The organism is Pollutimonas nitritireducens, from assembly GCF_002849615.1.
Classification (GTDB): Bacteria; Pseudomonadota; Gammaproteobacteria; order Burkholderiales; family Burkholderiaceae_B; genus Pollutimonas; species Pollutimonas nitritireducens.
Map to the genome: position 1 here is coordinate 154,641 of NZ_PDNV01000009.1, position 21,763 is coordinate 176,403.

23 protein-coding genes and 3 pseudogenes are annotated in these 21,763 nt (G+C 57.9%); 12 read left to right on the forward strand and 14 right to left on the reverse strand.

What is annotated here, in order from left to right; genetic code table 11:
- Window positions 1–87: 87 nt before the first annotated feature.
- Complete coding sequence (locus CR155_RS14975) at window positions 88–945, forward strand: PA4780 family RIO1-like protein kinase (protein WP_102070845.1); 858 nt, start codon at window positions 88–90, stop codon at window positions 943–945.
- Here CR155_RS14975 and CR155_RS14980 read toward each other — a convergent pair.
- The 3 genes from CR155_RS14980 to CR155_RS14990 form a co-directional block, all read right to left on the reverse strand.
- A complete protein-coding gene (locus CR155_RS14980) occupies window positions 942–2,330 on the reverse strand; it encodes a PepSY-associated TM helix domain-containing protein (RefSeq protein ID WP_199171775.1) in 1,389 nt (462 codons plus the stop codon). The genes CR155_RS14975 and CR155_RS14980 overlap by 4 nt on opposite strands.
- 155 nt (window positions 2,331–2,485) lie before the next feature.
- Window positions 2,486–2,875, reverse strand: a complete 390-nt coding sequence (locus tag CR155_RS14985; RefSeq protein ID WP_102070847.1) for a DUF2946 domain-containing protein — start codon at window positions 2,873–2,875, stop codon at window positions 2,486–2,488.
- 36 nt (window positions 2,876–2,911) lie between these two features.
- A complete protein-coding gene (locus CR155_RS14990; RefSeq protein ID WP_439650448.1) occupies window positions 2,912–3,430 on the reverse strand; it encodes a hypothetical protein in 519 nt (172 codons plus the stop codon).
- Window positions 3,431–3,570: 140 nt separating this feature from the next.
- On the opposite strand from CR155_RS14990, the gene CR155_RS14995 reads away from it, so the two are divergent.
- Complete coding sequence (locus CR155_RS14995; RefSeq protein WP_102070848.1) at window positions 3,571–4,125, forward strand: MOSC domain-containing protein; 555 nt, start codon at window positions 3,571–3,573, stop codon at window positions 4,123–4,125.
- Between the two features lie 25 nt (window positions 4,126–4,150).
- Here the strand turns inward: CR155_RS14995 and CR155_RS15000 are convergent, their stop codons facing one another.
- Complete coding sequence (locus CR155_RS15000; RefSeq protein ID WP_233214318.1) at window positions 4,151–5,005, reverse strand: tRNA threonylcarbamoyladenosine dehydratase; 855 nt, start codon at window positions 5,003–5,005, stop codon at window positions 4,151–4,153.
- A gap of 133 nt (window positions 5,006–5,138) precedes the next feature.
- Here CR155_RS15000 and CR155_RS15005 point away from each other — a divergent pair, with 133 nt between their 5' ends.
- The 7 genes from CR155_RS15005 to CR155_RS15035 all read left to right on the forward strand — a co-directional run bounded on the left by CR155_RS15005 (window position 5,139) and on the right by CR155_RS15035 (window position 11,375).
- Window positions 5,139–5,789, forward strand: a complete 651-nt coding sequence (locus CR155_RS15005) for a gamma-glutamylcyclotransferase (RefSeq protein ID WP_233214329.1) — start codon at window positions 5,139–5,141, stop codon at window positions 5,787–5,789.
- A 52-nt stretch (window positions 5,790–5,841) separates the two neighbouring features.
- A complete protein-coding gene (pdxH, locus tag CR155_RS15010; protein WP_102070850.1) occupies window positions 5,842–6,474 on the forward strand; it encodes a pyridoxamine 5'-phosphate oxidase in 633 nt (210 codons plus the stop codon).
- 19 nt (window positions 6,475–6,493) lie between these two features.
- Entirely contained in the window at window positions 6,494–7,015 is a 522-nt protein-coding gene (locus CR155_RS15015; RefSeq protein WP_102070851.1) for a flavin reductase family protein, read from the forward strand.
- 37 nt (window positions 7,016–7,052) lie between these two features.
- On the forward strand, window positions 7,053–8,177 hold the full coding sequence (locus CR155_RS15020; protein ID WP_102070852.1) for an NAD(P)/FAD-dependent oxidoreductase: 1,125 nt from the start codon (window positions 7,053–7,055) through the stop codon (window positions 8,175–8,177).
- An 11-nt stretch (window positions 8,178–8,188) separates the two neighbouring features.
- Window positions 8,189–9,037 carry a formyltetrahydrofolate deformylase gene (gene purU, locus CR155_RS15025; RefSeq protein WP_102070853.1) on the forward strand — a complete coding sequence of 283 codons (849 nt, stop codon included), beginning with the start codon at window positions 8,189–8,191 and terminating at the stop codon, window positions 9,035–9,037.
- Window positions 9,038–9,432: 395 nt separating this feature from the next.
- The gene (locus CR155_RS15030; protein ID WP_102070854.1) at window positions 9,433–10,653 is read left to right on the forward strand and encodes a helix-turn-helix domain-containing protein; all 1,221 of its coding nucleotides are present in this window, start codon (window positions 9,433–9,435) and stop codon (window positions 10,651–10,653) included.
- 47 nt (window positions 10,654–10,700) lie between these two features.
- The gene (locus tag CR155_RS15035; protein ID WP_102070855.1) at window positions 10,701–11,375 is read left to right on the forward strand and encodes a Vgb family protein; all 675 of its coding nucleotides are present in this window, start codon (window positions 10,701–10,703) and stop codon (window positions 11,373–11,375) included.
- Between the two features lie 154 nt (window positions 11,376–11,529).
- Here CR155_RS15035 and CR155_RS15040 read toward each other — a convergent pair whose 3' ends face one another.
- From CR155_RS15040 to CR155_RS21120, 7 genes and pseudogenes are all read right to left on the reverse strand, one after another.
- Window positions 11,530–11,976 carry an SRPBCC family protein gene (locus CR155_RS15040; RefSeq protein ID WP_102070856.1) on the reverse strand — a complete coding sequence of 149 codons (447 nt, stop codon included), beginning with the start codon at window positions 11,974–11,976 and terminating at the stop codon, window positions 11,530–11,532.
- A gap of 87 nt (window positions 11,977–12,063) precedes the next feature.
- Window positions 12,064–12,585, reverse strand: coding sequence for a YdeI/OmpD-associated family protein (locus CR155_RS15045; RefSeq protein WP_233214331.1), 522 nt, complete (start codon window positions 12,583–12,585; stop codon window positions 12,064–12,066).
- Window positions 12,586–12,867: 282 nt separating this feature from the next.
- Complete coding sequence (locus tag CR155_RS15050; protein ID WP_199171776.1) at window positions 12,868–13,320, reverse strand: cupin domain-containing protein; 453 nt, start codon at window positions 13,318–13,320, stop codon at window positions 12,868–12,870.
- Window positions 13,321–13,566: 246 nt separating this feature from the next.
- Window positions 13,567–14,043 (reverse strand): GNAT family N-acetyltransferase, encoded by a 477-nt coding sequence (locus CR155_RS15055; RefSeq protein WP_102070858.1) that lies wholly within the window; start codon window positions 14,041–14,043, stop codon window positions 13,567–13,569.
- 240 nt (window positions 14,044–14,283) lie between these two features.
- Window positions 14,284–14,652, reverse strand: coding sequence for an NAD(P)/FAD-dependent oxidoreductase (locus tag CR155_RS15060; RefSeq protein ID WP_199171777.1), 369 nt, complete (start codon window positions 14,650–14,652; stop codon window positions 14,284–14,286).
- A 212-nt stretch (window positions 14,653–14,864) separates the two neighbouring features.
- Window positions 14,865–15,359 (reverse strand): annotated as a pseudogene (locus CR155_RS15065) (glutathione S-transferase family protein); the annotation flags it as partial.
- Window positions 15,360–15,546: 187 nt separating this feature from the next.
- A pseudogene (locus CR155_RS21120) lies at window positions 15,547–15,729 on the reverse strand (hypothetical protein); the annotation flags it as partial.
- Window positions 15,730–16,083: 354 nt separating this feature from the next.
- Between CR155_RS21120 and CR155_RS15075 the strand changes: the two are divergent.
- Window positions 16,084–16,947: an extracellular catalytic domain type 1 short-chain-length polyhydroxyalkanoate depolymerase gene (locus CR155_RS15075; protein WP_102070859.1), complete on the forward strand. Its 864-nt coding sequence runs from the start codon at window positions 16,084–16,086 to the stop codon at window positions 16,945–16,947.
- A gap of 558 nt (window positions 16,948–17,505) precedes the next feature.
- Here the strand turns inward: CR155_RS15075 and CR155_RS21480 are convergent.
- Window positions 17,506–17,707, reverse strand: a pseudogene (locus tag CR155_RS21480) (hypothetical protein); the annotation flags it as partial.
- A gap of 427 nt (window positions 17,708–18,134) precedes the next feature.
- Here CR155_RS21480 and CR155_RS15085 point away from each other — a divergent pair.
- Window positions 18,135–18,824, forward strand: a complete 690-nt coding sequence (locus CR155_RS15085; protein WP_102070860.1) for a VIT1/CCC1 transporter family protein — start codon at window positions 18,135–18,137, stop codon at window positions 18,822–18,824.
- A 76-nt stretch (window positions 18,825–18,900) separates the two neighbouring features.
- On the opposite strand, the gene CR155_RS15090 is transcribed toward CR155_RS15085, so the two are convergent.
- Window positions 18,901–19,350 carry a MarR family winged helix-turn-helix transcriptional regulator gene (locus tag CR155_RS15090; RefSeq protein ID WP_102070861.1) on the reverse strand — a complete coding sequence of 150 codons (450 nt, stop codon included), beginning with the start codon at window positions 19,348–19,350 and terminating at the stop codon, window positions 18,901–18,903.
- A 130-nt stretch (window positions 19,351–19,480) separates the two neighbouring features.
- On the opposite strand from CR155_RS15090, the gene CR155_RS15095 reads away from it, so the two are divergent.
- Window positions 19,481–19,858 carry a nuclear transport factor 2 family protein gene (locus tag CR155_RS15095; RefSeq protein WP_102070862.1) on the forward strand — a complete coding sequence of 126 codons (378 nt, stop codon included), beginning with the start codon at window positions 19,481–19,483 and terminating at the stop codon, window positions 19,856–19,858.
- 69 nt (window positions 19,859–19,927) lie between these two features.
- On the opposite strand, the gene ggt is transcribed toward CR155_RS15095, so the two are convergent.
- On the reverse strand, window positions 19,928–21,757 hold the full coding sequence (gene ggt, locus CR155_RS15100; RefSeq protein WP_233214333.1) for a gamma-glutamyltransferase: 1,830 nt from the start codon (window positions 21,755–21,757) through the stop codon (window positions 19,928–19,930).
- Window positions 21,758–21,763 lie beyond the last annotated feature (6 nt).

Consider the following 21,763-nt stretch of genomic DNA (forward strand, 5'->3'; position numbering starts at 1 on the left):
AATTGGGCCTTTCAGTGTACATTGACATTATCCTGTACGCCCCGCTCCCGTATAATCGGGCATGAGCAAATCTTTTTTTCACACCACATGAAGGTGCCCAAGCGACTGGCCCCTCTTCTCGAAGAGGGCCTCATCGACGAGGTAATCAGCCAACTGATGAGCGGCAAGGAAGCGACTGTGTACGTGGTGCGCAGCGGCGACTCCATACGTTGCGCCAAAGTCTACAAGGACGCCAAGCAACGCAGCTTCCGACAGGCGGCATCGTATCGTGATGGCCGAAAAGTGCAGAACAGTCGCCAGGCGCGAGCCATGGAAAAAGGAACGCGCTACGGTCGCCAGATGCAGGAAGAGCTATGGCAGAACGCCGAGGTCGATGCATTATTCAGGCTCGCCAATGCCAATGTGCGCGTACCGCTGCCGTATATCTGTACCGACGGCGTGCTTCTCATGGAGCTCGTGGTGGACGACATTGGCAACGTGGCGCCGCGCCTGGCCGACGTCGACATGACGCCAGAGCGTGCCCTCGAGCTTCATGCATTACTGCTTAATCAGGTAGTGCGGATGCTGTGCGCGGGTATCATTCATGGCGACCTCTCCGAATACAACATCCTGCTGGCGCCCGACGGCCCGGTAATCATCGACCTGCCTCAGGCAGTAGACGCTGCGGGCAACAATGAGGCAGCGGCCATGCTGGGACGCGATGTCGACAATCTTGCCACGTTCTTCGGACAGTTCGCGCCCCAACTGCTCGGCACCCATTATGGCAAGGAAATCTGGACGCTCTTCGAGGCCGGTGAACTTACCAGCGAATCCGTCTTGACCGGACATGTAGAGGCCGATACGCGGCCGGTGGATATGGACGCGCTGATGGACGATCTCGAAGATGCCCGTTTCGAAGAAGAGGCCCGACAGCGCTACGAGCAGGGCCTGCGCGGCGCCAATTAGTGGCGCGCTACGGCCATCCGCAGGCCATCGATCAGCAGGAATAACAACAAGCTCAAACCCAACAGGGGCAGAAACCAGCCTGTCAGTCCAGTGAACACCAGTATCAGCATCAACGTCGATTTCGGCGCTTTGCGCAGCAAGGATAACAGGCCCGCGTGCGGGAGGCTGAGCGCAACCAATGATGACTGCCTGCGCCACCACATGGCATAGCCCCATACGATCATGGTGAGCAGACCACCTGCAAAGACGATGAGCACAAGCTGGTTGGCCAAGCCGAATAGCGCGCCCATATGTGCGTCTATGCCCCAGCGCGTCAGCTTCGCGGCCAGCGGAAAATCGACAAACTGGATTTGATCGACGATGACCATGCTGCGTGGATCAATCGAGACAGCATCCACTTGCGTAGGCCAGCTGCGGTCGATCTCCGTCACTGTCCAGGCGCTGTCCGGTTTGCCGGGCGGACGAATCTCCACCTTACCAGCATCAATGCCCGCCTTGCGCGCGGCTGCGAGCACCGGATCGAACATGGTCGCAACGCCGCTGTCGGCAGGAACTGCGACAGCACTGTGATGTGCATGCTCGTCATGTGCCGCGTGCGCGGAGTTCGGGATAAGGCTGGTGGCCACAGCTGGCGTGCCCCAACCATAATGGGCCCGCAGTACCGATATGTTCCCGCCAGCCCATTGCGACCACGTCAAGCCCGTTGCGGAAAAAAACAGTACACCGATCAAGATCCAAAGCCCAAGCCTGCCGTGCCAGTCGCGCAGACGATGGCGACGCGTGGAAACCGAAAGGGAAGTTCGACGCAAAAGCCGCTCGCGACGGTATTTCATTATCCATACTGCCAGCCCTCCCAGCGCCGCGACCCAAAGCCAGGAAGCAGCAAGCTCACTGTACAGCCGACCCACGTCGCCCAGGTGCAAGCCACGGTGGAATACGTCTATCCAGGCGCGTATCGGCAATACGCCGCTGGTGCCGTAAACGCCCAGATCGCCTCGGACCTCGGCTGTCACGGGATCAATGAAGATGGCACGGTTGTCCGACGGACCCATCCCCTGCTCGGAAAATAGAATACGGGTCGTCATACCTGGCTCGGGCGCCGGCCTGATCGCCACCAGCGCCGCGTCGTGGCCAGTCACCAGCCGGGCGGCGGCAATCTGGTCCTGCAAGCTGGCAGGCTCGCCAATACTATCCGTGTATAGCTCATGCCTGTAGACGCGGTCTTCGATCTGCGGTGTCAAGGCATACAGAATACCGCTGAGTGCGGCAGTAAAAAGAAATGGCCCCACCAGCAGGCCAATGTAGAAATGTAGCCGCGTCAGCAGAGCGGTCGCCCAACGATTCCCGTCAGGAAGGTGCGAGGCGATGCCTGCCGCGGATGCCATGTTTGCGGCATCTTGTGAGTTGGAAACTGGAGTCGAGTCGGTCAACATAGGTCACCCTTAATGTGGCAGGAATGGCCTGGTGGCGCAGTGTATCTGTCCGACTCTTGTCAGCGGAGGCAGAATAGACCGTATTTGACAGCGAATGCCGTGAACACTCACGCCCCAGGCGGGTTTTCGTCGTTGCCAAAGAGGAAGGGTGGAGCGCGAGGCAAGGCATCGGGAAAACCGGCCTTGATCGTGCGACGATTGCAAACGCCTTGCCGCAGCGATCCACGACGCGGCAAGGCCGTATCCAGGAATTGACCGCTGCTGGAACTCAGCGTCGGCAACTGTGTGCAATAGCCGCATTGATCCAGATCGTGATCGGGATGCTCGCCCGCAGCAGGAGCGGGATCACCTTGCGCATGGTTGGACGCGGCGGTATGGTGAGTCGCCGGAACCTGCGCCACGGCAAGCGACTGGGAGATCACCGGAGCAAGGAAAATCATCAGCATCGCCAGCAAGGCGAGGCATGCCGAGTATCGATGATAACGACTACGCTTCAATGAGGCTCCATGCTCGTGCACGTCCAAGAAGCCTGGCTATCGGCCAGGCTTCTTGAAGTCGCTCGCTATCCAGTCCGCGGCGCTTTCCGGGGTGAGCTTGTAGCTGGTCGGCACGTCGACCCGGGCGAGCTGCTCGCCACCTTCGTCAAAGGCGCTCAGCGTCGCAGACGGATTGTCGTCGTCGGGCACGATATCGAGCTTGATGGTCAGGCGGGCCGCCGCTGTGCGAACCTTGAGGCTTTTGTGCAGGACGGCATGCAACTGTTGTTCGTGGCGACGCAAGACTTCGCTGGCCGTCTTGACGAGGGTATAAAATGCCGACGCATCCAGGGGCTTGGGGTTTTTCTTGTCCCGGCCCATGGTCCACGGACCCACAAGTGCAGGCTCGTCCTCTCCGTCCATGATCATTTCTACTGCCCAGCCATCGTCGTCCTGGTTCTTGATGACCCGCGCCGTCCAGCCATCGTCGCACCAAAGCCGCGGCTCTTGCACCTTCATGTCTTGATCTGTTGCATCGTCCGGGATCTCGGTGTCGGGAAAAGGCTGGTCGTTCACTGTGTTCTTGCTCCGCATGGTTCAGTATAAATATCGTACAACAGGCCGTATGCTTGCACGTTTCACCTGAATATGCGAACCGGGGCGGCAAAGTCGGCCGTGCCGCGATAAGATAAGCGCATTCCATACTGAGGTGCACCATGCCTGACTTCACACGTCCAACAGTCATCGCCGTCAGCAAAGGCCAGACCCATACATTCAGCAAAGACCAGTACAACAGCATCACCTTGTTGACGGCGCTCGGCGTGGAAGGCGACGCGCACTGCGGCACCACCGTCAAGCATCGTTCCCGCGTCGCCAAACACCCTGGCCAGGCCAATTTACGGCAGGTTCATCTCGTTCATAGCGAGCTGCACGACGAGCTTGCCGAACAGGGCTTTCAAGTGGGTCCCGGAGAAATAGGCGAAAACATCACCACCCGCGGCATCGACTTGCTGCAATTGCCCAGCTCGACCAGATTGCACATCGGCGAAACGGCTGTCGTCGAGGTAACCGGCCTGCGCAACCCCTGCTCGCAGCTCGATGCCTTCCAGACTGGCCTGATGGCCGCTGTGCTGTCGCGCGACGAACATGGGCGGCTCATACGCAAAGCCGGTGTAATGGGCATAGTGTTGCGCGGCGGCGTCGTCTATCCGCAGGATGCCATAATCATTGCTTTGCCCGACCAGCCACACCAGCCCCTGGAACCCGTGTGATCGCCAGCGCTGGCAGTTGCCGATTTCAGGCGAACTTGCCGTTCAGCATCCAATATACCGCTTCATTGGCGGCCGCCATTCCCATTGCAGCCGTCACGGTTACGACCGATCCATATCCGGCGCATGACAGACCCTGCAAGGTGTCGGGCGGCGGTTGCACACCGGCAAGCCGGCCGGGGTCGGTCAGGTCGACACCCGTGGCCAGCCATTGAGCCGGCAACAAGACGGGTTGATCAAACCACAAAGCGCGAATGCCCATTTTCGGTAAGCGCCTGCGCGGCTTGCCGGCATGGTCGGATGCCTTGGGATACTGGTGCTGGCGGCGCAAGGTATTGCGCAGCTTTGCCAGCAAGGCATCATTGACCGCCAGCGCAAGGTCGCCGGCACGCAAGGCGAGTGGATTGGTTTTCCCGCCCGCACCGCCGCAAACCAGAATAGGAATTTTGCGCGCACGTGCGTGAAGGATCATGGCTATCTTGGCCTGTGCCTGATCAGTACAATCAATAACAAGACCCGCATCGTCCCCGAGCACATCAGCTACGTTATCTGGACTCACGAAATCGTCGACCACGCGCACACGGCACTCCGGGTTGATCCCATGCACGCGCTGAGCCATTGCCGCGACCTTGGACTGTCCCAGAGTCTCGGTCAACGCATGCAATTGCCGATTGATGTTCGATTCGGCAACATGATCGAGATCGATCAGGCTGAGAGCCCCGACTCCACAACGCGCCAGCGCCTCGGCGCACCAGGATCCCACGCCACCGATACCGGCCACCACCACGTGGGCATTGCGCAAAGTCTGCAAACTGCCGGGACCATACAGACGTTCAAGGCCGCCGAAGCGGCGTTCGGTATCGAATTGACAAGTGACGGGCATAGTTAGGCTCGGGCATATATGTAAAAAATGAGGTGACTCCACGGTATCACGTCCAGGACCATGCCCGCCGCTGCGCAACTGATTTACTATATCGATATATCTCATCCTGAGCCCTGCTCTTCGCCGGAATCACGTGAATCACACCTTTACACCCGCTCCGCACGCCGCTGCCGCCTCCAGTAGCTTCCGCCTGTTGACCGAAGCCGAACGCCATGCATCCATGCTTGATGCGCTGGCCGGCTGGAATGACGATGAAGATGTCTGGATATACGGATACGGCTCGCTGATATGGCGACCTGAATTTCAGTTCGCAGAACAACGGGCGGCACTGCTCCACGGCTATCATCGCGCCTTGTGCCTGTGGTCGCGCGTCAATCGAGGCACCCCGGACAAGCCAGGCCTGGTATTTGGTCTGGATGTCGGCGGCTCATGCCGCGGCATGGCCTACCGGATCCAGGCCAATGAGGTCCCCTCCACGATGGAAGCGCTCTGGCGTCGTGAAATGCCCAGTGGCGCCTACATCCCCCGGTGGCTGAAGTGCCGTACCGAACATGGGATAGTCAGCGCGCTCACATTCACCATGAACCGCTACACCGACGCGTATGTGCGCGACCTGCCCGTCGACCAGCTGGTCGACATCGTCCGCAATGCTCATGGTAGCTACGGCCCATGCATCGAGTACGTGCTTGAAACCGCAAGGGCACTGAAACAATCCAACATTCAGGACAATCGCCTGCAACTGCTGGTTCGGGAACTGCACAAACCGACGAGCGCTGCGCCCTGATACCGCGTAGTCCAGTAAACTAGCATTCCGACACCTTTCTTAACGCGCCATCATGTCCGTTGCTGATCTTCGCCAGAAATACGAAAAATTCGAATTGCTCGAGGCCTCCCTGGCCACGACGCCACTGGAGCAATTCACGCTCTGGTTCAACGAGGCACTGCAGGCCGCCGTACCTGAACCCAATGCGATGACACTGGCCACCACCACGCCCGAGGGCCGTCCCGCAGCGCGCATTGTGCTGTTGAAAGGCTTCGATGAGCGAGGCTTCACGTTTTTTACCAACTACGCATCCCGAAAAGGTCGGGAACTGGCCGCCAACCCGTTTGCCAGCCTGTTGTTCTTTTGGCCGCAGCTTGAACGGCAAGTGAGGTTGGAAGGAAGCATAGAAAAGGTGTCCGCCGCCGAATCGGACGAATACTTCCAAAGCAGGCCGCTGGGATCCCGCATAGGCGCCTGGGTTTCACCGCAAAGCCAGCCGATCACCCGTGGCGAACTCGAGGCACGACTGATCGCGCTGACGGAGTCGTTGGGCGGAGATCCCCCACGCCCCGAGCACTGGGGCGGATACCGGCTGAGGCCCGATTACATCGAATTCTGGCAGGGCAGGCCCTCGCGCTTGCACGACCGCCTGGTGTTCCAACGCGAAAACGACGAAAATTGGTCACGCATGCGCTTGGCGCCCTGATCGGCGGCAAGGGGACACCATGATTGCAACGCCACCCGACTTCGATGCTGACTTTTTTCGTTCGGCACTAGGCCGCTTTGCGACCGGCGTTACCATCATCACCACCGAGACCGATGACCACCGTCCCGTGGGCCTGACGATAAGTTCGTTCAATTCGGTGTCGCTCGAACCACCCATTGTGCTTTGGAGTCTATCCAAGGCGGCCTCGTCCTTGCGTCACTTCCTTCGCACGCAGCGCTACGTCATCCATGTCCTCGCGGCACCGCAATTACACTTGGCCAAACGTTTCGCCTATGGCGCCCAGGCCGAACGATTCAGCGGCCTGGCCTTGACGCGTGCTCCGGGCGGCACGTTGATGCTTGACGATCCAGACTGCGCCGCTTGGTTTGAATGCCATAATCTCATCCAGCATGAGGCCGGCGACCACCTCGTCTTTATTGGTCAAGTGGAGCGCTGTCACCGTAACTTCAGTCAACCGCTGGTATATCATGCCGGTGATTTTGACCTCACACCGTCCACCGAGCCGTTGTCGAACGACTAGGCTTGGCAGATACCTACACAACAATGCAGGAAACATCATGGCAGCAGATATAGACTGCGTCGTCCTGGGTGCCGGCGTAGTCGGCCTGGCCGTTGCGCGCGAGCTGAGCATGGCAGGGCGGGAAGTCCTGGTCGTGGAATCCGCGGAGGCGATCGGCACCGGCACCAGCTCCCGCAACTCGGAGGTGATCCATGCTGGCATCTACTATCCGCAGGGCAGCTTGAAAGCGCAGTTATGCGTCGCGGGCAAGCATATGCTCTACGACTATTGCGCCGAACGGGGCATACCGCATCGGCGCCTGGGCAAGCTTATTGTCGCGTCCACGCCTGAGCAAAGCCTGCAGCTCGGAGCCATCGCGCAACGCGCCAGGTTGAATGGCGTCGATGACCTGTACGAAATCGACGGCGCGCACGCGCGCGAGCTGGAACCGGCACTGGCCTGCGACGCAGCGCTCGTATCGCCCTCCACCGGCATTGTCGACAGCCACGCGCTTATGTTGTCGTTGCAGGGCGATGCCGAAAACCTGGGCGCCCAGTGCGTTTTCCACACCCCATTCCATGCCGGACGACTACTGGACACCGGGGAGTTCCTGCTTCAATTCACCGGCTCAGACGCCATGGAGCTCACAGCAAATTGTGTGATCAATGCCACAGGCCTGTCTGCTCCTTCCGTCGCCCTGGCACTGCACGGACAGCCACATCAACACATACCCAAGCCGTACTTCTGCAAGGGCAGCTACTTCACCTTGTCAGGACGATCCCCTTTCAGCCGCCTTATTTATCCGATGCCTGATAGCGCCGGCCTGGGTGTGCACCTGACGCTGGACCTTGGCGGGCAAGCCAAATTCGGTCCGGACACGGAGTGGATAGACGGTGAAGATTATTCGCTGGACGCGCGGCGAGCCGATACGTTTTACGAGGCCGTGCGACGTTATTGGCCTGCCCTTCCCGACGGCGCCTTGAATCCCGGCTACACGGGCATACGGCCCAAGATAGCCGGCCCCGGCATGCCCGCTGCCGACTTCGTGGTGGCAGGGCCGTCAACGCATGGCGTTTCCGGTCTGGTCAATCTGTTCGGAATCGAATCTCCGGGGCTCACGGCATGCCTCGCGCTGGCACAAACAACACGTTCCGCACTCATGCAAACACCCCATCTGGCTTGACCCCTGAAAACATGAACGATTACATCCTCACCCTTTCCTGTCCCGATCGTATCGGCATTGTGCATAGCGTAACCGGCTGGCTTTTGAATCTGCACGGCAACATCATCGACGCCCAGCAGTTCGGTGATCTCGAGACCGAACGATTTTTCCTGCGCGTGCACTTCCACCTTCCCCTTCCCGCAGATGCCCAGGAACTGGAACGGTCCTTCGCGTCGGTCGCCGATAAGTTCAACATGGAAGCTCAGATCTATGATGCCCAACGCAAGGCGCGACTGCTCATCCTGGTCAGCCGTCAGGGACATTGCCTGAACGATTTGCTGTTTCGCAAGCACAGCGGGCAACTGCCTGTGGAGATCGCGGGCATTGTGTCGAATCATGCCGATTTTGCGGGCATGGCCGGATCTTACGGGATACCGTTTTATCACCTGCCGGTGAGCCCCGAGACACGCGAAACTCAAGAGCAACAGATCCTGGATCTGGTGCGCCAAGAAAACGTCGACCTGGTGGTGCTGGCCCGGTACATGCAGATTCTATCGAACAATCTGTGCCAGGCTTTGTCTGGAAAGGCGATCAATATTCATCACAGTTTCCTGCCCAGCTTCAAGGGTGCCCGCCCCTATCATCAGGCTCATGCACGTGGCGTGAAGATTATCGGCGCAACGGCGCATTACGTGACGGGGGCCCTGGATGAGGGTCCTATCATCGAGCAGGACATTGAGCGGGTGGACCATGCAATGAGCGCACATGATCTGACACAGGTGGGCAGCGATGTGGAGTCGCTGGTGCTGTCGCGAGCTGTGAGATCGCATGTGGAGCATCGGATTTTGCTTAATGGGCAGCGGACGGTGGTGTTCCGGTAGTTTTTTCTGACTTGGGTCGGGGGGCAATCGGAGATTTGTTCCTTCTGGCGTGGGACAGGGGGCGGGGTGAAGCTTTTCGCTCCACGTGACCGGTTCGGCGCCTGCGCGCCGAACACCGCTTGCGTCGCTCGTCCGTCCCCTTCGGGACTCCCTTCGCTTCCGGCCCGCTCGGCCCCGTAAGTCGCTGAAAAGCTTCACCCCGCCCCCCCGCCCCACTCTGGGATGGCAATGCGTGATGCCGCTGGGACGGCTCGGGCGGTTGGGGTGCTTGGCGTCTGGTGTGATCGTAACGGCACAAGTAAGATGCCGCTTGGCGTTCATGAGGCAATCCCGCAAGATTACTTCACTGTTTCAAGGCCACGCCATTCATAAAAGCAGCGGTGTATTCTCTTGCCATGGATTCCTTGATTGCTGCCTCCGCGCGGGCGCTTGCGTCGGGCGATGCGCTTGGTGCGCTAAAGCGGGTTGCCCTGCGTGACGATCCGCCGGCGCTGGCCCTGCGCGGCATTGCCATGGCGCAGTTGGGCGAGTATGCGCGTGCTCGTGAGTTGCTGCGACGCGCGGGCGGCGGCTTTGGGGCGCATGAAGCGGTGGCGCGTGCTCGCTGTGTCGTCGCCGAGGCTGAGGTGGCGCTGGCAGTTCGCGATCTGGGGGGATCGCCGCGTTCGCTGATGGCGGCTTTGGATATTCTGGATGCCCACGCCGATCACGCCAACGCCCAGCAGGCGCGCCTGATTGCAGTGCGCAGGCTATTGCTCATTGGCCGACTTGAAGACGCCGCGGCAGCGCTGGCAAAGCTGGATACGCATGGAATGCCGCCATCGCTGGCCGCGGTGGCTGGGCTGGCTACAGTGGAGCTGGCGCTGCGTTCGCTACAAATCGACGCCGCGAGGGCAGCGCTGGATCGCGCGCGGGATGCGGCTGAGCGCTCGCGCGTGCCGGCGCTATTGTCCGAGGTGATGCAGGCGCACAAGGTACTCCAGCAGCCTGCTGCCCGCCTTTTCTTTCACGGCGGTGAGCGTGAGCTGGACCTTGACGGGGTTGCCAAACTGCTGGCTTCCAATACATTAGTGCTGGACGCCTGCCAACGGGGCCTGCGCAGTGGCATCACTTGGCTGCCACTGGCCCGCCGACCAATACTGTTCACGCTGGCACGCGCGCTTGCGCAGGCGTGGCCGGGCGAAATCGACCGGGAGTCCTTGATCCGGTTTGCGTTCCGCACCCGCCATGGCAATGAGTCGCATCGGGCGCGTCTAAGGGTTGAGATCAGTCGTCTGCGTGGACTCGTCACCGGGATGGCGCAGATTAACGCGACCAGCCGGGGCTTTGTGCTTCAATCGCTTGACGGACATTCCGTTGCCGTGTTGGCGCCGCCCATCGATGGTGATCAGGCCTCTTTGGTGGCACTGCTCGCCGATGGTGCGGCATGGTCGAGCTCCGCACTGGCTTTGGCTCTGTCTACCAGTCAGCGCACCGTCCAGCGCGCGCTGGGCGAGCTTGAGGCTGCGGGGAAAGTCCGCTCAATAGGTCGCGCGCGAATGCAACGCTGGCTGTCGCCCCCGCTGACCGAATTCACGACAATCTTGTTACTCCCCACTTTGATGCCAACGGAATAAAGTCGTCCTACCGGGCCCAATCAAGGCGCCCTCACAAGGAGATAATGATGACTCAAACGACAAGCAGAGACCCAGTCCAGGCAACGACCAGTACGGCCGAGATCGTGCGCGAGTATGGCCCCTTTGCCGACGGCCCCGTGCATGGCGTCACCTACGATGGCCAGCGCGTCTGGGCCGCCACCGGAGACAGTCTGATCGCTTTCGATCCAGACAGCGGCAAACCCGAACGCTCCCTCGACCGCGCTTGCGATGCAGGCACGGCATTTGACGGTACTTACCTCTATCAGATCGCAGAGGAGCGCATCGACAAAATCGAGCCCGCCACCGGCAAAGTGGTCGCCACGATTCCGGCTCCTGGCCACGGATCCGACTCGGGGCTCGCCTGGGCCGAGGGCAGCCTGTGGGTAGGCCAGTACCGCGATTGCAAGATCCACCAGATCGACCCAGCGACCGGCGCACTGATCCGTACCATCGAGTCCAACCGCTATGTCACCGGCGTAACCTGGCTGGACGGTCAGCTATGGCACGGAACATCGGAGGGGGAAGAAAGCGATATCCGCCGCATCGATCCGGATAGCGGTGAAGTGCTGGAGCAGCTGGAAATGCCGGCCGGTCTCAGTGTCAGTGGCCTGGAGTCCGACGGCGCGGATCTTTTCTATTGCGGCGGAGGAACAAGCGGGAAAGTCCGTGTCGTTCAGCGTCCGCGGAGAGGCGGTGCCTGACCGCATATCGCACCGCATTCAACTGCTCTCCCTGCCTGTCATTCTTCAATGCAGGCAGAGGTTCGTCTGCAAAAGCATGAGCAACCCGTGCCCGATGATCTGATTGGTCGGCCCGTCGGTGTAGGGGCCGCGCAGCTCGGCTGGATACAGACGATCAGCCAGGGATCTCGGGCTCTACCAGCCTTGCCAGTTGAAGAAGTGACTCCTGCCAGCCCAGATAACACATCTCCACGGGAATGGCTGCGGGAAGGCCTTCCTGCACGACGGTAAGTTCGGTTCCGCAGGAAACCTGCCGCAATGAAATAGTGGTCTCCATGCGTCCAGGCAGATTGGGGTCGTCGAACTGGTCCGTATAGCGGATCTTCTGGGACGGCACCAGTTCGAGATACTCGCCACCAAAAGATTGGCTGTTGCCCGTGCCGAAGTTGCGGAAGGACATCTTGTACGTACCGCCCACTTTGGCATCCTGGTGATGGACCTGGCACGTGAACCCATGGGGCGGAAGCCACTTCGCCATCGCATCGGGTTCGAGAAAAGCGCGGTAAACCCGCTCGGGGGGCGCAAGCAAAACGCGATGAAATTGAACAGTTCCAGTCGTCATGGTGTGTCAGCCTTGCATAAGTATGGTGTCAACCTTTCATAAGAAAAGTAAGACATTGGTTTAATCGCCGCACGCAGTAGCATACCGTCAATTTTTTGCCTTGGGTGCGCTGAGACTCTTGCTGTAGTAGCCCGATTGATCAAAGCAGCAGACCCGCTTCTTGCCCGAAGCAAGCATCTCACGGGCATTATCAACCCGACTATTTCGGGTCTTGGCCTGCTTTGCGGACTCGATCCAATGGATCCAGTCCAGCCGAGCGATAGTTGTGGTGTTTTCCCAGGTGGCTTTGGCTGCTGGAGACGTAGCAAGAGCTTCCCGCAGATCATCAGGTAACCGCGGCTCTGGCTCTGTGTCCGCCGGAAAAATTTGAACCGCAACCATATCTCCAGGCGACGCTGCAGCAGCCTCCTGGAGCCCTTTGCCTACTTTGAGCCAATGACTTAGGTGGCCGTCCGGGTCGAGCGTAGCTTGAAAAGGATAGCCATTAAGTGTGCCTTCGACCGACGTCCTGCCGCGCCTCGGCAACGTTTCACTGACCGCCTTTGGCAAGACCAGAAACGCCCATGACTCGTCCTCGCCGGAATTCGCGGGACAAAGCAATTGAGCCATGAATGTGGACGCTTGTGTTTCTGCCATTTCAAGATACCTAAAGAGGACCCACTGGATCTGGCTGAGCGCAGCGGACGGTTGATGTTAGCGTGCTTGAGCCGCAACTTTCAAGGGACTTGCTATGTGCTCGCATGTATTCGTTGGCGTCACCGGATTCTACTGTGCTCCGTTTCTATGATCACTTGTTTATGGCGCCGGGGGTAGACCGGCGTCGCCATCAAGCGCCTGTGAACCCTGGGATACGATCCAATGCGGGATGTCTGCAGCTTCTCGGCGAAATCATCATCGTTGGGTGCACTCCTTGCCGTCTTCAGGCCCCTTCTTCAGCTCGGTAATAACAACATGCGTAGCCGTTTGACCGACATTTTCGCCAATATGTGTTTGTGCCTCTGACCACATGACATCGCCCGCTTTGAACTGTCGGCGGAGAACCTTCCCGTCAGGGAGAGTCAATGTTCGCTCGAACGCGCTAAGGGCGTACAGAACGAATGCAGGATGATGGTGTTGTTGTGTTTTGTCACCCGGCTCATCGCGATACTCGAGCACTCTGACGCACTCGTTTTCCAGCATGATCTTGTACTTGTCTCCATCAGTCTGCGTGGCGTCTTGCGCGAGCGCGCATGGCATAAGCAGCATCGCCGCGACAGCGGACCAGATGCGTGCGCCTCGATGGGCATTCTCATGTTCCATAGCCGAACGTTGAGATCGTTCAAACCAAGTGATTATGTATTTCACCGTATTCTCCTTTACTGAGTTGATGTCAGCGGAACGGTTGTCGTCTGAACTGACCGACGCTCAGGTTCATCTCGGTCTTTTGGTGCGAGCCCTCGCGCCGGCGGGCCACTGTGTTCACTTGTCAGCTACGTTGCATTTTTGCGCCGTTGCAATACATAAAGCAATCCCGCAATCAAAATCTCACGTCAATTGTTTTAGGAAACAATCTGACGTGAGACCGTTACTTTCTCTCACGACAAAAATAAGCTAAAGCTCGTGGCTGTAAACGAGGAAACCGCTATGTGTAGCTACTTTATCGTAGAGCGCCCGCCCGATTTCATTTGATGCTTGTGTTTGCCAATAAACACGACTTGATTGAGCTTGCGTTGCTTGCTTATAAACCTCATTGATGAGGGCCTTGCCAATTCCGCGATTGCGCTGTGTCGGGGAAGTGAATAGGTCCTGCAAATAGCAGACATGGCCAAGCCTGGTGGTGCTGCGGTGAAACAGGTAATGAGCCAAGCCGACAATCGTACCGTCGTCTTCCGCGACCAGTGCGAATACAGGCTCACCCGGATTAAAAAAGCGTTCCCATGTCTTCTTCGTAATTTCTTGAGCCAATGCAGTAGCTCCGATTCTCCCGTAGAAGGCGTTATAGCCGTCCCAAAGAGGAAGCCATCCTTCAAAGTCAGCGGGCTGGATCGTTCGTATTAGCAGACCAGTAGTTGCGGGATCGTCAGACATGGTGATGATTTAGAAAAATTGAGATCGAGACAATTCTGGCAGATAGGAATCATGTGCGAAAGTCTGCTTCTGGCCGAGGCCAGGTCAATTACCGATGTCTTAATCCGATCCAAAACAGACGGACACGGTAATTAATATTGTCTTCGCGCGTTACATACTCTTCGGCCGTATCAATGCTGTCAAGAGGTGAGATTTCGACCTGCATGGAGGCTCTCCCGTTTTGCTGCAGAATCATATGGCCTATGGTGGAACGCTAGGAGCGTCCGGCCGACGCCGACGTTGCCAGAACGGCTGATCAGACCAACGGAGCTGCATTCCGTAGTAGAAGTCTCGTTGCGACAAATACGTTTGCCAAAGTTGACGCTGCTGCACATCGTACTGATGGACGAACGCATTGCCACTGCCTAATCCCGCCGCGTCCCGCAGGCTGTCTGTCAATGCGTAGTGGATCATATGCCCAGCATGGCTGCCCGTCCGAAGCGCCTTGTCCATGCCTTGCGACGACAATGGATCGTAAGCTTGCGCCGCATCGCCCACCGCGATCCAGGCGTCACCGCAGAAGTCCTGTAATCGCTGGCTGTGGGCCGGCGCCCCCCTGGATCTTTCCACAAGCGCGATAGCCCCGGGCTTTGAGTAATGGCGCGATATGCGTAGACTCGTCCAGCAACTGATCGAAGCCTTGGCCATGCGCAGCCATTTTCGCCGCCCAGCGTCGAAAGTCAAGCCCAGGCAAACTTTTATCGCCTCGAGAGCGCGGCAGCGAAAACCGCAAATTGAGCGTCAAAAGCACGCTTGAAGGCGGGTCGCGCTACGTCGCGGGCAACATAGGCGGTGACGCAATCCGCAACGCTTATCGTATCGTCCACGATAAACTCGCGCCCATCCATATGGCGGTCAAGTATTGCGGCCATCTACACAAACTCATCTTTGGCGAGAGCAATATCTTCTGGCAGGCGCTTGTCTTCGGGATAGACGAAGCTGTGCCGGGCTATCCGCCAATGTGGCTGCTCAAGCTCGGTAACCGCAAACATGGACCACCGATACACCTGCGCCCGCTCCGATAGATCGGTGGGCATGAGCCCCTTGGCGCCGTACTTCTCTGCCAAGTACATGACGATAGCGGCCGATTCTGTGAGTACAAGGTCACCGTCAACCAGCACCGGAAGTTTGCCAGTGGGATTAAGACGCAGGAAGTCGGGGTGGCGGTTTTCGCCGGCAAGGAGGTTGATGGGCACAAACTCAAACTCCGCATCAAGTTCTTGAAGAGCCCAGCGTGCGCGAAGCGAACGCGTGGGACCCATTCCATACAGTTTCATCATTGGTTGTCCCCAGGTTCGTTTCAAGCGAAAGCGGTGTCACGACTTTGAAAAAGACGTTGGGGTGCGGGCGGCAAGCAGCTTCTGTTTCCGGGGCGATCGGCGTCTCGTCGCCTAATATACCAACTGCGGAAGTCTATGCCTAGCGCCGGGCTGACACCTACGACCAAGACTAGACCGCAGCCAGTCAGGGGCGTTGGCCTTCAGCCAGAGGTTGGGCGTCAGTATCCCCTTGGCGTCGCAGGACGACATGCGTGGCATTCTCCGACGCCAGGAATTCAACGCCGTCGTATCCCAGCGCCCGCAGTTCCAGCCCTTCGTACAGCGATTCTCCCCGACCGAGCAGGATCGGCGCGATAGCAATGTGCAGTCCCCATCGACCTCATGGTTCGGATAGCAGATCGGTGTCTGAAAGCAGACTGTCTCGATATCTTCCAGCTGTCGTGAACTGACTCATGACTAGTTCCCCAGGGTGCCAATACCTGTGATCACAAATTGTCGCGAATGTCTAAATCTTCGTTATGCCGGTAAGGTGCGCAGCATAGACCGCATAATTTTATGACGGTGACATAATAATGCTTATGTTGCATTGCAGCATAATAAAGCCTATGCTGAGAAAAGCAGGCGATGAGGCGGCTGACTGGCTGTCGAATATCTAGAGTTAGCATCGCTCTTCGGTCGGCGCTTCGTCACGATGCTTGCTATCTAAGGAAACAGACCCAACATGAACATGAAAAGCTATCGATATTCAAGCGCACAAGGCGAAAGGGAATACTTGCTTTTCGTCCCGAAGGGATACGGCAGTACGCCCCTACCTTTGATAATAATGCTGCACGGCTGTAAGCAGGATGCTGCAGACTTTTCACTCGGCACGGGTATGAACGTGTTAGCTGAACGGGAAAAGTGTCTCGTGGCCTATCCGATTCAGCCCAGCACTGCAAGTCATGAAAAATGCTGGAACTGGTATCAACCGCAGCATCAGCACCGAGATTTCGGAGAACCTTCGATGGTCGCGGGGATTACGCGTGAGATCATAACCAACTTTAAGGTGGATGCAACCCGCGTCTACGTGGCTGGTATGTCAGCTGGTGGCGCGATGGCGGCCGTAATGATCCACACCTATCCGGATCTTTATGCTGCGGCTGGCATTCACTCAGGCTTACCCTATGGGAGTGCTTCTAGCCTGCTTTCTGCGCTGGGCACCATGAAGATGGGTATAAGCGTACCATTTGGATTGACGGCTATTGCAACACATGCCGCGCAGGAGCGCCCACTCATCGTTTTCCATGGGGATTTAGATGGAACCGTTGTTCCTTCAAACAGCTGGGAACTATTGAAGGGGTTTGACCGAGGCGAAGCTACGGTTTCGGAAGAAATCGCCGACTCAGATGAAGGGCGGCGATCAACGCTAAGCGTAATGGAGAGTTCCGACGGCATCGACGCGGAACATTGGTCCGTGCATGGCGCTTCGCATGCCTGGGCGGGTGGAAACGAAAGTGGTTCATTCACGGACGCTAATGGGCCAGATGCCAGCGCTGAGATGATGCGTTTCTTTCTTGCTCATGCGCTACAGCCTTCAATCACGTGATCAACCACGACCTGCTCAATTTTGCGTTCATGTCGTGATTGCCTGTGCAATTGGTGGTGTGAGTTTATTACCTCCGCGTATGAGACAATGTTCATAAGCTAACCAGCGTGGCTTCTGGGAAGGGGGACCATCCCATTTGGTCAAATGGAATGTCTGACTTGAAGGCTTGCGTCGCAGCGCGCTTAGCCGGTTGGAAACGGGGTGTTGTACGCACGCCGTGAACAGCCTGAAACCGTTTCGCGTTTGACTGCATACTCAAAGGAATCAAATCATGAACAGAATTATCTGGTTTGTTGGTCTCATCGTCATCATCTTGTTTATCCTGGGATACTTCGGCCTACGCTGAAGGTGTCCGTGGCAGTGAGTTTCTCGTTAGGCTACTTGCATAAGAAGCGAAGCATCTGTGTTCATCGAGATCAGCGACCGGCCAGTCAATAAGGCTAATCATGATCCAGGTAGATCGACACGACATCGTGTGCGATGGACGTGAAAGATATGGGCGTAAGCATCGTTGAGTCCTGTTCGTTGAACAAATACGTGACCACAAGACAACTGGCTTCACGGCCTTTTTTGACTCCAAGCATTGTGCAGAAACTGTCTATCGAGACGTCTTTCGACTAATTCCAGCGCGTCATCGACTTCGATACCAAGGTATCCCAATGGCGGTCACCCAGGCATCAACTATCCGAGCGTATTGCCTGGTCGATAAGTGCAAAGATGCGCGGATTCTGCTTGAGAAAATGAAATCATCAGCGCGCAAGTGTTTGTGTTTCATGACGAACCCCTTTTTTTTGGGGAAAGGAGTTTTAGTCTGCTGATAATCACGAAAATCCGATAGGCCGTCGATTGGAAATACGCTCAGACGCTATTCGACCCTGACCGGCCTCTGACTCTTCCCGAAGGCAGACGCAGTAACGATTACATTGACGGACACGCTTGCGTGCAAGGTTCAAACCAGCAGGGGAATTGCAGCTAGGGCATTGCTGCCGCTCGGAAATGCCCAGAAGTCTTGTCCGGGCTGTCCGTATTATTGAGCGTTGTAGAGACGTAGAAAAATTCAAATGATTGCGTATCATGTGGTTACACTGCCACACTGGGCAACCAAAATAACCATGTTATACGGCCATTGGCGTCCTATATTGACTGTCAGGCGTCGCAATGAACCTTCAAATGCTCGGGAAGAACGTATGAGACACGGCGAACAACATCGAACACATCGAACCGGCTGGCTTCGTGCCGCCGTTTTAGGGGCAAACGATGGAATTGTTTCTACTGCGAGCCTAGTGTTGGGAGTCGCGGCCTCCGGCGCAAGTACAAGAGCCATTCTCGTTGCGGGTGTTGCCGGCCTTGTAGCGGGTGCTATGTCAATGGCCGCTGGTGAGTATGTCTCCGTCAGCTCGCAATCTGATACTGAGCGCGCGGATCTGACTCGTGAGGTTAAAGAGTTGGCCGCAAATCCCGAACAGGAGCACGAAGAATTGGTATCGATCTACGTGCGGCGTGGACTGGATAGTACATTAGCATCAAGAGTTGCCACCCAACTAATGTCTCATGATGCGCTTGGCGCACACGGCAGAGACGAGCTCGGCATATCCGATACGTTGGCCGCGAAACCAGTCCAAGCTGCGTTCGCCTCCGCTGGAACTTTCGCCGTGGGAGCGACGCTTCCACTGCTGATGGTTCTAATGCTTCCGAATGCTGCACTCATGTGGGGCATCGCAGTAAGCTCGCTCTTCTTTCTTGCGCTGTTGGGCCTGCTAGCTGCGAGCGCAGGCGGCGCCCCGGCGCTCGTGTCGGTATTACGTGTTTCCTTCTGGGGTGCGTTGGCAATGGGCTTGACCGCGGCAGTCGGGGCGCTCTTCGGAGTGTCTGCATGAGACGTGCCAAGTGGATTCGCGCGACGCCTAACAATTCATCTGACATCAATAACACTCAAGATAGCACTCACAAAGGCTATCTAGCCTCGGCACCCGCCATTTGATCGAGATTTGCGATCAGCCGTGTAAGCAGGTCAATAAGTTGTGCCTCTTCCGCTTGTGTAAATCCGGCGAGCGCCTCCCGATTTCCCTGGAACAGGGTCGCGATTGCCACGGGCATGCGTTCTTGCGCGGCCCTCGTAAGCACAATGCGACTGCTGCGACCGTCCACGGGGTCGGGGGTTCGCTCGATCAAACCGTCCCTTTCCATGCGAGCAAGCATTTGCGCCATCGGAGGTTGCTCAACCTTGGCAAACCGGGCGAGGTCGCGCTGCGTGCTTGCGTTTCCGTCCTTCAGCGCAACCAGCACAGGCAATTGACCCACGCCGAAACCGAGCGGTTTAAGACGCGACTCGCTAAGGCGAGCGAAGCCCCGCGCCGCCAGACTTACGAGATGCCCCGGCGTAGAAAGCACATTTTCAGCCATACCGCTCCTTTTCTTCATCAGCGCTTTACACAAATACATATGCACGTATATATTATATATCCGACGGGCGCCAGGCAATGTCGGCTCGATGCCATCGGCAATCCCTTCAACCCTTCCTGAGGAAATGAGTATGCCGAAAAGCGATTTTCAAGTTATCAAGGAAATGTACGAACGCTTCAACGCGAGAGACATCGACGGCGTACTTGCCGCGGTTGCCGATGATGTCGCCTGGGCCAACGGCATGGATGGCGGCCACATTCATGGGCATGAGGCTATGCGCGGCTACTGGACACGCCAATGGGCTGTCGTCAGCCCACACGTTGAGCCAATAGCATTTCAACAAACTTCGGATGGTGCCGTAGCTGTTGAGGTGATCCAGTCAGTATTCGACCTCAATGGTCAGCCGTTAAATGGCCAGACTCATGGGCTGAGGGACAAGACAGTGATGCACATTTTCCGGATGGATAGCAACAAAGTCACGCGCTTCGATATCCAGGATGTCTATTAAGCATTACGTCGACCAACCTAGGCCCAACACGACCCGATGCACAAGCGGGCCGGCTGGCGGGCGGCGCCGTCACCCTCCAGCAGAAACCCCTTCCCTACGCGGGTCCGACCCACCTTCCAATCCCTCCGGCGTCACCACTATCCCCTGCAGTCCACTGGGAAAGTCTATCTCCCTCACCTCGTGCCCCATGGCCCGCAAGCCTCCTGCCAGTCCATGCAAAGACGTCCCCTTCTCCAGTTCCGTGAACGAATTCCGGCTTCCACGATTCGGCAGGGCTATCGCCTGCTGAATATCAAGCTCCCAGTCCAGCACGCCGAGGATCGTCTTCGCCACGTAATTGATGATCGCGCTACCACCCGGCGAGCCGATGGCCATGACAGGCTTGCCCTCCTTCAGCACCAGCATCGGCGCCATTGAGCTGCGCGGCCGCTTCAGCGGTTCAAGCCGGTTGGCCACTGGCTTGCCCTGCGCGTCCACGTCGGAAAGCGAGAAATCGGTCAGTTGGTTATTCAGCAGAAAACCACGTACAAAAATCTTGCTGCCGAACGCCGATTCAATCGTGCTGGTCATCGACACCACGTTGCCTTGCGCGTCCACGGCCGAGATATGCGTGGTGGAAGCCTGCTGCAGCGACGTGTCCTTTCCGCGTATGGCAAGCATGCCTGCCGGATCGCCCGGCGGGGCGCGGCCTATTGTCCGGTCCGGCTTGATGAGACCTGCGCGCAACGCCAGATACTCGGGATCCAGCATGGCCTTTACCGGCACGTCGATGAACGCGGGATCCGCTACGTACACATCCCGGTCGGCATAGGCAAGCTTTCCGGCCTCGGAGAAGTAATGCACCGCCTGCAGTGAATCGGGCGGCAAGGATTCGATATCCGTGTGCGACAGGATGTTGAGCATTTGCATTACCGTCAACGGCCCTGAGCTTGGTGGCGGCATTCCGCAAAGCGTGTAGACCTTGTAGGGCGCACATAAGGCCGCCCGTTCGAGGGCGCGGTATCCTGACAAATCCTGCAGCGTCAGATCGCCCGGAACAGCGTGCCCTGCAATGGCGTTGACGATGTCTTGCGCCAATATGCCTTCGTAGAACGCCTCCGCGCCCTGCTTCGCAACCTGCCGAAATACCTCGGCCAACGGTTTGTTCACCAGCTTGTAGCCCACCGGCCAGGGCTCGCCGTGCGCGTCGTAGAAATAAGCCGCCGCGGCAGGCTGGTCTCGCAGGCCGTTATTATCTTTCAGCAAGGCGTGCAAGCGTTCGGATACGGGGAACCCCTCTTCCGCCAATGCGATGGCCGGCGCAAAAAGGCGAGCCCAGCTCAGGCGTCCATCTTCTTCATGCATAAGGGCCAGGACCCGAAGAAGTCCCGGCGCACCCACCGACCGTCCGCTATTGACGGCCTCCCAGAACGGGATTGCCTTGCCCTCGGCCATAAACTGGTTGCTGCGGGCGGCGGCGGGCGCGGTTTCACGGCCGTCATAGGCGTGAACGGACCGGCTCTTGGCATCATAAGAAACGATGAAGGCGCCGCCTCCAATGCCCGATGACTGTGGTTCGACCAGGTTCAGCACCATCTGGCTGGCTATGGCGGCGTCTACGGCGCTCCCGCCTTCGGCCAGGACGTCCGCGCCGGCCTTCGTCGCAAACGGATTCGCGGTGCTCACCATGTAGTGGGACGCGCGCACCCCTTCCCGTCCTTGGCGAACAGACGTGCTCGCCGCCTCCGGATTGATGTCCTGAACGTTGACCGGAGGCTGCGCATCCAGGACATCGTTGTATGTGCCGGCATCGAAGGCCGATACACCTGCCGCGGCCAGCAGACTTGCGCCGGCCAGCATGCACGCAGCGGTCCGCCGCAAAACTCGGCGCATGGCACGGGTGGTTCGATTGGGTGTCATCAGCAC

Excerpts from the sequence above, each read along its gene's own strand:
- CR155_RS14980 (WP_199171775.1), bottom strand. The coding sequence starts at position 2,330 with ATGGCATCCGCGGCAGGCATCGCCTCGCACCTTCCTGACGGGAATCGT.
- ggt (WP_233214333.1), bottom strand. The coding sequence starts at position 21,757 with ATGACACCCAATCGAACCACCCGTGCCATGCGCCGAGTTTTGCGGCGG.
- CR155_RS15045 (WP_233214331.1), bottom strand. The coding sequence starts at position 12,585 with ATGGCTCAATTGCTTTGTCCCGCGAATTCCGGCGAGGACGAGTCATGG.
- purU (WP_102070853.1), top strand. The coding sequence starts at position 8,189 with ATGAACGATTACATCCTCACCCTTTCCTGTCCCGATCGTATCGGCATT.
- CR155_RS14975 (WP_102070845.1), top strand. The coding sequence starts at position 88 with ATGAAGGTGCCCAAGCGACTGGCCCCTCTTCTCGAAGAGGGCCTCATC.
- CR155_RS14995 (WP_102070848.1), top strand. The coding sequence starts at position 3,571 with ATGCCTGACTTCACACGTCCAACAGTCATCGCCGTCAGCAAAGGCCAG.
- CR155_RS15085 (WP_102070860.1), top strand. The coding sequence starts at position 18,135 with ATGAGACACGGCGAACAACATCGAACACATCGAACCGGCTGGCTTCGT.
- CR155_RS15055 (WP_102070858.1), bottom strand. The coding sequence starts at position 14,043 with ATGTCTGACGATCCCGCAACTACTGGTCTGCTAATACGAACGATCCAG.
- CR155_RS15020 (WP_102070852.1), top strand. The coding sequence starts at position 7,053 with ATGGCAGCAGATATAGACTGCGTCGTCCTGGGTGCCGGCGTAGTCGGC.
- CR155_RS15075 (WP_102070859.1), top strand. The coding sequence starts at position 16,084 with ATGAACATGAAAAGCTATCGATATTCAAGCGCACAAGGCGAAAGGGAA.
- CR155_RS15030 (WP_102070854.1), top strand. The coding sequence starts at position 9,433 with ATGGATTCCTTGATTGCTGCCTCCGCGCGGGCGCTTGCGTCGGGCGAT.
- CR155_RS15040 (WP_102070856.1), bottom strand. The coding sequence starts at position 11,976 with ATGACGACTGGAACTGTTCAATTTCATCGCGTTTTGCTTGCGCCCCCC.
- CR155_RS15015 (WP_102070851.1), top strand. The coding sequence starts at position 6,494 with ATGATTGCAACGCCACCCGACTTCGATGCTGACTTTTTTCGTTCGGCA.
- pdxH (WP_102070850.1), top strand. The coding sequence starts at position 5,842 with ATGTCCGTTGCTGATCTTCGCCAGAAATACGAAAAATTCGAATTGCTC.
- CR155_RS15090 (WP_102070861.1), bottom strand. The coding sequence starts at position 19,350 with ATGGCTGAAAATGTGCTTTCTACGCCGGGGCATCTCGTAAGTCTGGCG.
- CR155_RS15035 (WP_102070855.1), top strand. The coding sequence starts at position 10,701 with ATGACTCAAACGACAAGCAGAGACCCAGTCCAGGCAACGACCAGTACG.
- CR155_RS15095 (WP_102070862.1), top strand. The coding sequence starts at position 19,481 with ATGCCGAAAAGCGATTTTCAAGTTATCAAGGAAATGTACGAACGCTTC.
- CR155_RS15000 (WP_233214318.1), bottom strand. The coding sequence starts at position 5,005 with ATGCCCGTCACTTGTCAATTCGATACCGAACGCCGCTTCGGCGGCCTT.